A 12,227-nucleotide genomic window follows, 5' to 3' on the forward strand; every position below is an offset into this window, starting at 1 on the left:
GGGGTCGAGCCTGCTGGCGTAGGCCAAGGCCGACAGCAGCTTTCGTCGGGTGCCCTCGCCAAAATCAGATTCTGGAAACTACACTGCGGGCAAATAACACCCTTAACGCTGTGTCGCTTATTACGTTCCTCGTCGAGGACAACTCCACGATTCGGGACAACCTGATTCCCGCAATGGAAGATCTGGTCAATGCCAGCATCGTCGGTTTTGCCGAGACAGAAGCAGAGGCTGCGCGCTGGTTGAGCGCGCATGCCAACGAATGGCATCTGGCGGTGGTCGATCTGTTTCTGAAGGAAGGCTCGGGGCTGGGCGTGCTCGCCAGCTGCCGCCAGCGCCAGCCGCTGCAGCGCGTGGTGGTGCTGACCAACTACGCCACCGCAGATATCCGCGAGCGCTGCCTCAAGCTCGGCGCCGATGCGGTGTTCGACAAGTCGAACGAACTCGACGCATTTCTCGAGTTCTGCAACCAGAACAGGCCTTCGAGCTTCGCGGCGCTGTGAGCCGCTGCGGCTAGAGCTGGAACGCCACCGTCAGCAGCAAGCCCTCGGCGACGTCGCGCAACAGCCCGGGTCGCCGCGCGCGGTACGGCTCGCCGGCGGAGGCCGTGGTTTCGATCCACTGCGCGAGCCAGTCGATCTGCTCGGTTCCATAGAACACCACGCCGGCCTCGTGATTCAGCAGCAGGCTGCGCAAATCGAGGTTGAACGATCCGCACAGCGCCAGATCGTCGTCCACCACCACCGCCTTGGCGTGCGCCATGAAGGGCAGCATCCGGAAGGTGACGCCCGCGCGTGCCAGGTCACGCATGGCGCGCGCACGCACGAAGTCGGCCAGCGGGTGGTTGGAGCGCGCCGGGATCGCGATGGTCACCTGCACGCCGCGCCGCGCCGCCAGCCGCAGTGCGTCGCGCAGCCCGTCACCCGGCACGAAGTAGGGCGTGACGGCCAGCAGCCGGTGCTCGGCGCGAAAGCAGGCGTCGATCAGCAGCGCCTGGGCCGTGTCTTCGGTCTGGTCGGGGCCGCTCGGCATGAACTGGGCGAGGGCGCCCTCCGAGGGCACGTCAGCCGGCGCGATGCGGCGCGGCTTGTGGTGGCGCACCGAGGCCCAGTCATGGTCGAACTGGCGGGCCGCCGCGGCGGCTGCGCTGCCTTGCAGGTCGAACGAGAGATCGCGCCAGGCCACCGGATGGGCATCGTTGCCGGTGAAGTACTCGCCGGCCAGGTTGCGCCCGCCCGACCACAGCCATCGGTCGTCGGCGATGGTGGCCTTGCGGTGGTTGCGCAGGTTGCGCGGGCCGTTGTGGCGCAGGCTGAAGATCGGGCGAAACACCGCCACCTGGCCCCCAGCCTCGCGCAGCGCATCGAAATGTCCGCGCGGCAATGACAGTGCGCCGAAGCCGTCGAGCAGCACGCGTACCGCAATGCCTTCGCGCGCGCGCTGCGTGAGCCGCGCCAGCACGTCGTGGCCGAAGGCGTCGTTGCCGATGATGAAGGTGCACACGTCGATGCGCTGCGTGGCACCGGCGATCACCTCCCACAGCGCGTCGCGCGCCACCTCGCCATCGGCATGCATGCGCACTGCGCACGGGCCCGGGGGTGCCAGGCCGAAGCTTTCGATGAGATCGGCGGCCCAGTGCCCCGCCGGCACCGAGCGCGGCGGCCTTGGCGCACCCGCGGGCCGCAACTTCCGCTGGCCGAACAGCAGATAGGCCGGCAGGGTGAAGTAGGGCAGCAGCAGCATGCCCATGACCCACGCGATGGCGGTGGTGGGTGCGCGCTGCTCGCGCCGCGCCCGCGTGGTGACCACGTAGACCAGCAGGCCGATGGCGACCACCAGGAAATGCTGCGACGGCGAAGGCAGCCAGTCGAGCCAGTCGTCGATACGGTTCACGTGCCGAGGTGCGATTGAAGAAACAGCGGCACCGGCCGGCCCTGCGAGGCCAGGAACTTCATCATCGGCCCGACCACCGCGCGCACCGCAGGACGCTGGCCGACGCGGTCGCGCCACGCCACCAGGCGGGGCGTGGCGGCGGTCATGCCGGCGCCCTTCCGGTCGGCGAACACATGGGCCATGTAGAACGCGATGTCGGCGAAGGAGTAGCCGCCGGCCAGGTGGTCGGCGTGCGCGAGCCGGGCTTCCATCGCCTCGTAGTGGCGGGCGCAAGCCGCGCAGGCCGCCACGGCAGGCGGGCTTTGCATCGCGTCCTGCAGGCCGAACAGCTTGATCACGTGCGGAAAGAAAACCTCGTCCGACAGGTGCTCGAGCAGGCGCGCCCGGGCCCGGGCGGTGGCGCCGGAGGGCCACAGCGCCGGCTGCGGCTGCAGGTCTTCGAGGTATTCGAAGATCTGGGTCGAGTCGAACAGCTCGAGCTCGCCGTCGACCAGCACCGGCACCTGCTGCTTGGGATTGATGCGCAGCACGTCGGGGTGCCGGGGCTGGTAACGGTCGCCGCTGTCGAAAGGCACCATCACGAGGTCGAACGCGATGCCTTTTTCAAGCGCCGCGATCTGCGCCTTGGCGCCGAACATGCTGAGGGGGCCGGAGAAGAGCTTCATGCGCCGAGCCTACTGCAGCCGGCCCCTTCGTGAAACACCGCGGACCCCGCTCTGCCGGGCCGCTGGTGTTGCCCCCGGCAGGGGGTGGGCGCCCGACACGAAGTGCGGGCAACCTGGGGGCGAGCCCTATTTCCAGACTTCCTGCGCGGTCTCGACCACCAGGCGCAGCTTGTTGCGCTGCGCTTCCACCGCGATGTTGTTGCCGTGCACCGTGCTCGAGAAGCCGCACTGCGGTGACAGCGCGAGCTGCTCCAGCGGCGCGTATTTGGCGGCCTCTTCGATGCGGCGCTTGAGCTCGTCCTTGTCTTCCATCTCGCCGAACTTGGTGGTCACCAGGCCGAGCACCACGGTCTTGCCCTTCGGCAGGTAGCGCAGCGGCTTGAAGTCGCCCGAGCGTGCGTCGTCGTACTCCATGAAGTAGGCGTCGAGATCCATTTCTTTCAGCAGCGCCTCGGCCACCGGCTCGTAATTGCCCGCCGCCGCATGCGTGCTCTTGAAGTTGCCGCGGCACAGGTGCATGGCCAGCAGCATGCCGGGCGGCTTCTGCGCGACGATCTTGTTGATGAACGCCGCGTAGCGGTGCGGCAGCTCGTTCGGGTCGTCGCCGCGCTGGCGTGCGGCTTCGCGCATCTTCTCGTCGCAGAGGTAGGCCAGGTTGGTGTCGTCCATCTGCACATAGGTGCAGCCGGCCGCGGCCAGCGAACGCAACTCGTCGCCATAGGCTCGGGCCACGTCGTCGTAGAACACCGGGTCGAGTTCCGGGTAGGCCTCCTTGCTGATGCCGGCGCGGCCACCGCGGAAGTGCAGCATGGTCGGCGAGGGAATCGTCACCTTGGGAGTGTTGCCGGCCGCAACCTGGCTCTTGAGGTACTCGAAGTCGGCCAGCTGGATGTTCTTCGCGTGGGTGACCTTGTCGATCACGCGCATCACCGGCGGCGCCAGCTCCTCGGTGCCATCGGGCTTGCGGATGGTGACCGGGATGTCGGTCTTCACGCCGCCGAGCTGCTCGAGGAAGTCGATGTGAAAGTAGGTGCGGCGGAACTCGCCGTCGGTGATGCTCTTCAGGCCGACGTCCTGCTGGAACTTCACGATCTCGGTGATGGCCTTGTCTTCGACGGTGCGAAGCTGCTCGGGCGTGATCTCGCCCCTGGCTTTTTGCTCGCGCGCTTCGAGCAGGTATTTGGGGCGCAGGAAACTGCCGACGTGGTCGAAACGGGCGGGCAGGGCGGCGTGCTGGGACATGGAGAGCTCCGTCAATGCTGGGATGGGATCGAGCATCGTAGCGGCACGACGGTCGCCCATGCTGGATACAGAGAAGTCGGTGTTTACCCTAGAAATGGCCTAAATCGGTGGATTTGTGGCCGTTTATGTATACATTCCGGATCCATGAACACCTCGCCCAGCTTCCCCCTGAACGCCTGGTATGCAGCGGCCTACGACGTCGAGGTCAAGCATGCGCTGCTGTCGCGCACTGTCTGCAACCAGAAACTCGTGCTTTACCGCCAGGCCGATGGCCAGGTTGCCGTGCTCGAAGACGCCTGCTGGCACCGGCTGCTGCCGCTGTCGATGGGCCGGCTCGAAGGCGACGAGGTGGTGTGCGGCTACCACGGCCTGGTCTACAACGCGCAGGGCCGCTGCACCTTCATGCCGAGCCAGGAGACGCTGAATCCGTCGGCCTGCGTGCGCAGCTTTCCGGTGGTGGAGAAGCATCGCTTCGTCTGGATCTGGCCCGGCGACCCGGCCAAGGCCGATCCGGCGCTGGTGCCCGACATGCACTGGAACGACGACCCGGCCTGGGCCGGCGACGGCAAGATGATCCGCGTCGCCTGCGACTACCGCCTGGTGGTCGACAACCTGATGGATCTGACGCACGAGGCCTTCGTGCATGGCTCGTCGATCGGCAACCGCGCGGTGGCCGAAGCACCGTTTGTCGCGACCCACGGCGACCGCTCGGCCACCGTGACGCGCTGGATGGAGAACATCGATGCGCCGCCGTTCTGGGCCGCGCAGATCCGGCACGGCTGCGGCTACGAGGGCAAGGTCGACCGCTGGCAGATCATCCGCTTCGAGGGGCCGTGCACCGTCAACATCGATGTGGGCGTGGCCGAGGCCGGCAGCGGCGCGGTGCCGAAGAGCGACGGCGACAAGGGCGACCGCAGCCGCGGCGTCAACGGCTACGTGCTCAACACCATCACGCCCGAAACCGACAAGACCTGCCTCTACTTCTGGGCCTTTGCGCGCAACTACTGCATCGGCGAGCAGCGCCTGACGCACGAGTTGCGCGAAGGCGTAGCCACGATCTTCCGCGAGGACGAGCACGTGCTCGAGGCGCAGCAGCGCGCCATCGACGAACGGCCCGACTATGCGTTCTACAACCTCAACATTGACGCCGGTGCGATGTGGGCGCGGCGCCTGATCGACCGCATGGTCGAGCGCGAGCAGCCGCGCCGGCCGAGCATTCCGATCCGGCCGGCCGAGGCCGAGGCCGCGGAGGCGCCCAAGTGAGTGCACTGCCGGTCGCGGTGCACGGCGACCCGGCCGAGGCTGGCGCGTCGCAGGCGGTCAAGGCCCAGTTGCGCCTGCGCGAGATGGTGTTGGCCGGCGAACTGCCCGGTGGCGCGCGCATTGCCGAAGTGGCGATCTCCGAGCAGCTCGGCGTTTCGCGCACGCCGGTGCGATCCGCGCTGATGCGGCTGGAGCAGGAAGGCCTGCTCGAAAGCCTGCCAAACGGCGGCTATGCGGTGCGTACCTTTTCCGAGCGCGACGTGTCGGACTCGATCGAGTTGCGCGGCACGCTCGAAGGGCTGTCGGCCCGGCTCGCGGCCGAGCGCGGCGTCTCGCCGGTGGTGCTGCGCGAAGCGCGCGCCTGCCTGCAGCGCATCGACGAGCTGCTGCGCGAGCCCGCGCTGGACGACGCCGCCTTCTCGCGCTACGTGGCGTTCAACGGCCAGTTCCACGCGCTGCTGTCGGAGCTGTCGGGCAGCGTGGTGATTGCGAAGCAGCTCGAGCGCATCACAAATTTGCCGTTTGCATCGCCCTCGGGCTTTGTCGTAGTGCAGGCCAACTCCCCCGCCGCGCGCGACATGCTGCTGATCGCGCAGGATCAGCATCGCCAGGTGCTCGACGCGATCGAGAGCCGCGAAGGCTCGCGCGCCGAAGCCCTGATGCGCGAGCACAGCCGCCTCGCGCAGCGCAACCTGCGCGAGGCGCTGCACGGCGCGCACGACCATCCGCTGCCGGGCGTGCAACTGATCCGGCGCCGCAGCTGAACCCGAACCCAAAGAAGAGAAGAGACAGGCCATGCAGAGTTCCACCCGCTGGCGCGCGGCACGCGTCGAAGCGCTCCGCGACATCACGCCGACCGTGCGCGAGTTCACCCTGCGCCCGCAGGACGCCAATGACATCAGCGCCGATTGGTCGCCTGGCAGCCACATCGAGGTCGAGCTGCTGCGCGAAGGCCGCCCGATCAAGCGCTCTTATTCGCTGGTCGGCCAGCCCGACGGCGAGTGCTTCCGCATCGCCGTCAAGCGGCTCGACCAGGGGCAGGGCGGCTCGCGCGCGATGTGGCAACTCGCGGTTGGCGACCGGCTGCAGGTGAACGGGCCGCGCAACCATTTCGGACTCGACCTGAACGCGCCGGCCTATCTGCTGGTGGCGGGCGGCATCGGCATCACGCCGATGCTGCACATGGCGCAGCATCTGCAGGCACGGACGGGCCGGGCGCCGCTGCGCATGGTCTACGGTGCGCACGAAGAGGTCGAACTGGCCTACCGGCCGTTGCTGCGCGAGCTGCTCGGCGAATCGTTCGCCGAGTTCGTCGCGTCCGAAGGCCGGCACATCGACATCGCGGCCGAGATCGCTGCGCTGCCTGCTGGCGGCCAGATGTACGTGTGCGGCCCGGTGCCGATGCTCGATGCGGTGCGCTGCCAGTGGGCCGCATCCGGCCGGCCGGTGGCCGACCTGCGCTACGAAACCTTCGGCAGCAGCGGTCGCTTCGCGCCCCAGCCATTTCGGGTTCAGGTGCCACGCCAGGGCGTCGACATCGTGGTGCCGGCCGACAGCAGCATGATGGATGCGCTGCATGCCGTCGGCGTGCAGACCCTGCACGACTGCAAGCGCGGCGAGTGCGGCCTTTGCGCGGTCGAGGTGCTGGCGCTCGACGGCGAGATCGACCACCGCGACGTCTTCCTGAGCGAGCACGAGAAGGCCGCGAACCAGCGCATCTGCACCTGCGTGTCGCGCGTGGTGGGCTCGATCGCCATCGATTCGGCGTACCGGCCAGACGCCGACTGAGCTGCGCGATGATCGCGCAGCAATTTTATTCACCGCGCAGAATTCGCGCCGCAGACGGGTTCCCTAGGGAATTGCCAAGGCCTGCGACGCGCCGTGTGGTGAGCACAATAGCGCCCACCCGTCTTTACCGATAACCGGAGACTCATCCACCATGCAACGCCGCCACCTCATTCACGCCGCCAGCCTCACCGCCCTTGCACTCGCCATGCCGCTGGCAGCCCATGCCCAGGACAACAAGTTCAAGATCGGCCTGATCCTGCCGATGACCGGCCAGCAGGCCTCCACGGGGCGCCAGATCGAGGCGGCGGCGCGTCTCTACATGGCGCAGAACGGTGACACCGTCGCGGGCAAGAAGATCGAGCTGATCATCAAGGACGACGTGGCCACGCCCGACGTGACCAAGCGGCTGGCGCAGGAGCTGATCGTCAATGACAAGGTGAACGTCATCGCTGGCTTCGGCGTCACGCCGGCCGCCCTGGCGGCCGCGCCGCTGGCCACGCAGTCGAAGACGCCCCAGGTGGTGATGGCGGCGGCCACCTCCAGCATCACCGAAGCCTCGCCGTACATCGTGCGCTCCAGCTTCACGCTGCCGCAGGTGTCGGTGGCGATGGGTGACTGGGCGCCCAAGAACGGCGTCAAGACCGTGGTCACGCTGGTGGCCGACTACGGCCCCGGCAACGACGCCGAAAAGTACTTCAGCGAGCGTTTCCAGCTCAATGGCGGAAAGGTGATCGAGAAGCTGCGCGTGCCGCTGCGCAACCCCGACTTTGCGCCGTTCCTGCAGAAGGTGCGCGATGCCAAGCCCGACGCGCTGTTCGTGTTCGTGCCCTCGGGCGCCGGCGGGGCGGTCATGAAGCAGTTTCTGGAGCGCGGCATGGACAAGGCCGGCATCCGCATGATCGCCACCGGCGACGTGACCGACGATGACCAGCTCAACGACATGGGCGACGGCGCGCTCGGCGTGGTCACCACGCACCACTACTCGACCGCGCATCCCTCGGCGACCAACAAGAAGTTCGTCGAGGCCTTCCAGAAGGCCAACCCGAAGATGCGCCCGAACTTCATGGCGGTGGGCGGCTACGACGGCATGCGCGTGATCTACGAAGCGCTCAAGATCACCAAGGGCCAGGGCGGCGGCGATGCGTTGCTGGCCGCGATGAAGGGCCAGGTGTTCGAAAGCCCGCGCGGCCCGGTGTACATCGATGCGCAGACCCGCGACATCGTGCAGGACGTGTACCTGCGCAAGGTCGAGAGGAAGGACGGGCAACTCTACAACGTCGAATTCGACGTGATCAAGGGCGTGAAAGATCCCGGCAAGGCAAAGTAAGCTCGCCCCCAGGCTGCGCGCACTTCGTGTCGCTACGCCAACCCCCTACCGGGGGCAACACCAGAGGCCCGGCAAAGCCGGTTCCTCGGTGTTTCCCGAAGAGACCGCGATGCGCGGCAAGCATGTGAGTAGCTGATATGTTGACTATTCTTTTCGACGGAGTTGCCTACGGCATGCTGCTGTTCGTGCTGGCCGTCGGGCTGGCCGTGACGCTGGGGCTGATGAACTTCATCAACCTCGCGCACGGTGCGTTCGCGATGGCGGGCGGCTACCTCACCGTGTTCGCGATGCAGAAGCTCGGGCTGCCGTTCCTGGCCTGCCTGCCGCTGGCCTTCATCGTGGTCGGACTGGCCGGCGCGCTGCTGGAGCGCACGCTGTACCGGCCGATGTACGCGAAGCCGCACCTCGACCAGGTGCTGTTCTCGATCGGCCTCGCCTTCATGGCGGTGGCCTCGATCGACTACTTCGTCGGCTCCTCGCAGCAGAACGTGCAGTTGCCGGAATGGCTGCGGGGCCGCACCGAGGTCGGCGACGGCGCGCTGCTGCTCGGCATGGGGCACTACCGCATCTTCATCATCGCGGTGTGTGCGGTGCTCACGGTGGTGCTGCAGCTCATCTTGTCGAAGACGCGCTTCGGCAGCCGGCTGCGAGCGGCGGTCGATGATCCGCGCGTGGCGGCAGGGCTGGGCATCAACGTCAACGTGGTGTTCCTGGCGACCTTCGCCGTGGGCTCGGGCCTGGCCGGGCTGGGCGGTGCGCTCGGCGCCGAGATCCTCGGGCTCGACCCGACCTTTCCGCTCAAGTACATGATCTATTTCCTGATCGTCGTTTCGGTCGGCGGCACCTCGTCGATCACCGGGCCGCTCGCGGCCGCACTGCTGCTCGGCATTGCCGACGTGGCGGGCAAGTACTTCATTCCGAAGATGGGCGCGTTCACCGTGTACCTGCTGATGATCGCGATCCTCCTGTGGCGGCCGCAAGGTCTCTTTACCCGCAAGGGAGGCCGCTGATGCAGGGCGCAACCAAGGATTTCCAGGCGGCACTGCTGCACAAGGCGCGCTGGCGGCCTTGGGAGTTCGCGGTGTGGCTCATCGCGTTTGCGCTGCCGCTGCTGGTGCCGTCCCATTCGCTGATGGTGAACGAGATCGCGATCGTCGCGCTGTTCGCGATGTCGCTCGACCTGATCCTCGGCTACACCGGCATCGTGTCGCTCGGCCATGCGGCCTTTTTCGGCTTCGGCGCCTATGCGGCCGCGCTGTTCGCCAAGCTGGTGATGCCCGACCCGATGGTCGGCCTGGTCGTTGCCACGGTGCTGTCGGCGGCGCTCGGCGCGGTGGCCAGCGTGACGATCCTGCGCGGCAGCGATCTCACGCGGCTGATGGTCACGCTCGGCACGGCGCTGCTGCTGCTCGAGTTGGCGAACAAGCTCGACTGGCTCACCGGCGGTGCCGACGGGCTGCAGGGCGTGGTCATGGGGCCGGTGCTGGGCCTGTTCGAGTTCGACCTGTTCGGCCGCACGGCAGCCTGGTACTCGCTCTCGGTCGTGCTGATCCTGTTCCTGCTGATGCGCCGGATCGTGCATTCGCCGTTCGGCGCCACCCTCAAGGCGATCCGCGACAACCGGCTGCGCGCGATGGCGATCGGCATTCCGGTCGCTTCGCGGCTGGTCACGATCTACACGCTGGCGGCGGCCGTGGCCGGTGCGGCCGGCGCGCTGCTGGCGCAGACCACCGGCTTCGCCTCGCTCGACGTGCTGGCCTTCGACCGCTCGGCCGACGTGCTGCTGATGCTGGTGATCGGCGGCGTCGGCTGGCTCTACGGCGGCATTGCCGGCGCGCTTGTGTTCAAGCTGCTGCAGGACTGGCTCTCGGCCGTGACGCCGCAATACTGGATGTTCTGGATCGGCCTGATCCTGGTGCTGCTGGTGCTGGTGGGACGCGACCGCCTGTTCAAGCCCTGGACATGGTTCGGGAGGCGGGCATGAGCGTCGCGCCCGGCCGCCCGAAGCAAGCTCGCACCGCAGTGCACAGCACGAAGGTTGACCAAATGAGCGCCGCGCCCGGCCGCCCGAAGCAAGCTCGCACCGCAGTGCGCAGCACGAAGGTTGACCAATGAGCACGGAGACCGTTCTTTCCGCGACCGGCCTGGTCATGCGCTTCGGCGGCATCACGGCCACCAACAACGTCTCGCTGCAGTTGAAGCGCGGCGCACGCCATGCGCTGATCGGCCCGAACGGGGCCGGCAAGACGACGCTGATCAATCTGCTGACGGGCGTGCTCACGCCGACCGAAGGCCGCATCGAACTGCTGGGCCAGGACATCACGCGCCTCGCGCCGCACCAGCGCGTGGCGCGCGGCCTGGTGCGCACGTTCCAGATCAACCAGCTGTTCGATTCGATGACGCCGCTGGAAACGCTGGCGCTCGTGGTCTCGCAGCAAAAAGGGGCCTCCGGCCAGTGGTGGCGGGCGCTCGGCGCTGCCAGAAGCATCACGACGCGTGCGGGCGAACTGCTCGAGCAGTTCCGCCTGGCCGACGTGGCGCAGCAGCCCGTGAAAGAGCTCGCCTATGGCAAGCGCCGCCTGCTCGAGATTGCGATCGCGCTGGCCTGCGAGCCGCGGGTGCTGCTGCTCGACGAGCCCGTGGCCGGTGTGCCAGCCGGCGAGCGCGAGGAGCTGCTGCAGACCGTGGCCGCGTTGCCGGCCGATGTGTCGGTGCTGCTGATCGAGCACGACATGGATCTGGTGTTCAGCTTCGCGGATCGCATGACGGTGCTGGTCAACGGCACGCTGCTGACCGAGGGCGATCCCGAGCAGATCGCCAACGACCCGAAGGTCAAGGAGGTCTATCTGGGCCAGGGAGCCGTCCATGGCTGAACTGCTGCAGATCGACAACCTGAGCGCGGGCTACGGCGAGGCGGTGGTGCTGACCGGCGTCTCGCTGCAACTGGGCGAAGGCCAGACGCTGGCGCTGCTGGGGCGCAACGGCACCGGCAAGACCACGCTGATCAACACGCTCGCCGGCGCCACGCGTCAGCACGGCGGCAGCATCATGCTCAACGGCAGCCCGCTGAACAAGCTTGCGCCGCACCAGCGCGCCGCGGCCGGTATTGGCTGGGTGCCGCAGGAGCGCAACATCTTCAAATCGCTCACGGTGCACGAGAACCTCACGGCCGTGGAGCGGCCGGGCAGGCCCGGAGGGACTTCCAATCCCTGGAACCCGCAACGGGTCTACGAGATGTTCCCGCGCCTGGCCGAGCGCAAGGGCAACCTCGGCACGCAGCTCTCGGGCGGCGAGCAGCAGATGCTCGCTGTCGGCCGTGCGCTGGTGGTCAACCCCCGGCTGCTGCTGCTCGACGAGCCGCTCGAAGGGCTGGCGCCGATCATCGTGGAAGAGCTGTTGCGCGCGATTCGCCGCATCACGCAGGACGAAGGCCTCGCCGCCATCATCGTCGAGCAGCATCCGCAGGCGATCCTCGCGATCTCGGACCGGGCCGTGGTGCTCGACCACGGCACCGTGGTGCACACCGACAGCGCCGTCGCGCTGCGCGCCCGGCCCGAGGTGCTGGAGCGGCTGCTTGGCGTGGCCCGGTAGTGCAAGGGCAGCGATGCGTCACAAGCAGCCGCTCCCAGCGCAATAGGTAGCACCATGGCATCGATTCGACGCGAGATGGACGTGGCGGCCGACGCAGCGCAGATCTGGGATGCCGTGCGCGACGTGGGGGCCTTGCACCAACGCCTGGTGAAGGGTTTCGTGGTCGACTGCCGGCTCGATGGCGACGATGCGCGCATCGTGAAGTTCGCCAACGGCATGGAGGTGCGCGAGTTGATCGTCGACCTCGACGATGCCGCGCGCCGCATTGTGTGGTCGGCCACGGGTGGACGGCTCACGCATCACAACGCCTCGTTGCAGGTGTTCGACCAGGGCGGTGGCCGCAGCCGCGTGGTCTGGGTGGCCGATCTGCTGCCGGATGCACTGGCACCCGCCATCGCCGGCATGATCGACGATGGCATGCGCGCGATGAAGGCAACGCTCGAAGCCGCCTAGCGCCGAGC

13 protein-coding genes are annotated in these 12,227 nt (G+C 67.6%); 10 read left to right on the plus strand and 3 right to left on the minus strand.

The features are described 5' to 3' along the window. Nucleotides 1-110: 110 nt before the first annotated feature. The gene (locus ACSFA8_RS04060; RefSeq protein ID WP_435478217.1) at nt 111-500 is read left to right on the plus strand and encodes a response regulator; all 390 of its coding nucleotides are present in this window, start codon (nt 111-113) and stop codon (nt 498-500) included. Between the two features lie 10 nt (nt 501-510). On the opposite strand, the gene ACSFA8_RS04065 is transcribed toward ACSFA8_RS04060, so the two are convergent. From ACSFA8_RS04065 to ACSFA8_RS04075, 3 genes are all read right to left on the minus strand, one after another. Further along, a complete protein-coding gene (locus ACSFA8_RS04065; RefSeq protein ID WP_435478218.1) occupies nt 511-1,890 on the minus strand; it encodes a phospholipase D-like domain-containing protein in 1,380 nt (459 codons plus the stop codon). Beyond that, a complete protein-coding gene (locus tag ACSFA8_RS04070; RefSeq protein WP_435478219.1) occupies nt 1,887-2,555 on the minus strand; it encodes a glutathione S-transferase family protein in 669 nt (222 codons plus the stop codon). The genes ACSFA8_RS04065 and ACSFA8_RS04070 overlap by 4 nt, the downstream gene beginning before the upstream one ends. A 126-nt stretch (nt 2,556-2,681) precedes the next feature. Beyond that, nucleotides 2,682-3,797, minus strand: coding sequence for a 5-methyltetrahydropteroyltriglutamate--homocysteine S-methyltransferase (locus tag ACSFA8_RS04075; protein WP_435478220.1), 1,116 nt, complete (start codon nt 3,795-3,797; stop codon nt 2,682-2,684). Between the two features lie 144 nt (nt 3,798-3,941). Here ACSFA8_RS04075 and ACSFA8_RS04080 point away from each other — a divergent pair, with 144 nt between their 5' ends. The 9 genes from ACSFA8_RS04080 to ACSFA8_RS04120 all read left to right on the plus strand — a co-directional run bounded on the left by ACSFA8_RS04080 (nt 3,942) and on the right by ACSFA8_RS04120 (nt 12,219). Next, nucleotides 3,942-5,060, plus strand: a complete 1,119-nt coding sequence (locus ACSFA8_RS04080; protein ID WP_435478221.1) for an aromatic ring-hydroxylating dioxygenase subunit alpha — start codon at nt 3,942-3,944, stop codon at nt 5,058-5,060. Beyond that, entirely contained in the window at nt 5,057-5,824 is a 768-nt protein-coding gene (locus ACSFA8_RS04085; RefSeq protein ID WP_435478222.1) for a GntR family transcriptional regulator, read from the plus strand. The genes ACSFA8_RS04080 and ACSFA8_RS04085 overlap by 4 nt, the downstream gene beginning before the upstream one ends. Nucleotides 5,825-5,855: 31 nt before the next feature. Beyond that, nucleotides 5,856-6,848 carry a PDR/VanB family oxidoreductase gene (locus tag ACSFA8_RS04090; protein ID WP_435478223.1) on the plus strand — a complete coding sequence of 331 codons (993 nt, stop codon included), beginning with the start codon at nt 5,856-5,858 and terminating at the stop codon, nt 6,846-6,848. A gap of 151 nt (nt 6,849-6,999) precedes the next feature. Further along, entirely contained in the window at nt 7,000-8,175 is a 1,176-nt protein-coding gene (locus ACSFA8_RS04095; RefSeq protein WP_435478224.1) for an ABC transporter substrate-binding protein, read from the plus strand. A 137-nt stretch (nt 8,176-8,312) separates the two neighbouring features. Next, entirely contained in the window at nt 8,313-9,185 is an 873-nt protein-coding gene (locus tag ACSFA8_RS04100; protein ID WP_435478225.1) for a branched-chain amino acid ABC transporter permease, read from the plus strand. Next, nucleotides 9,185-10,159 carry a branched-chain amino acid ABC transporter permease gene (locus ACSFA8_RS04105; protein WP_435478226.1) on the plus strand — a complete coding sequence of 325 codons (975 nt, stop codon included), beginning with the start codon at nt 9,185-9,187 and terminating at the stop codon, nt 10,157-10,159. The genes ACSFA8_RS04100 and ACSFA8_RS04105 overlap by 1 nt, the downstream gene beginning before the upstream one ends. Nucleotides 10,160-10,286: 127 nt before the next feature. Further along, a complete protein-coding gene (locus tag ACSFA8_RS04110; RefSeq protein WP_435478227.1) occupies nt 10,287-11,048 on the plus strand; it encodes an ABC transporter ATP-binding protein in 762 nt (253 codons plus the stop codon). Beyond that, entirely contained in the window at nt 11,041-11,766 is a 726-nt protein-coding gene (locus ACSFA8_RS04115; protein ID WP_435478228.1) for an ABC transporter ATP-binding protein, read from the plus strand. Before ACSFA8_RS04110 ends, ACSFA8_RS04115 begins: the two co-directional genes overlap by 8 nt. A 54-nt stretch (nt 11,767-11,820) precedes the next feature. Next, the gene (locus ACSFA8_RS04120) at nt 11,821-12,219 is read left to right on the plus strand and encodes an SRPBCC family protein (protein ID WP_435478229.1); all 399 of its coding nucleotides are present in this window, start codon (nt 11,821-11,823) and stop codon (nt 12,217-12,219) included. The last annotated feature ends 8 nt before the right edge of the window (nt 12,220-12,227 follow it).

This window comes from Variovorax nitratireducens (genome assembly GCF_051216545.1).
Taxonomy (GTDB): Bacteria; Pseudomonadota; Gammaproteobacteria; order Burkholderiales; family Burkholderiaceae_C; genus Variovorax.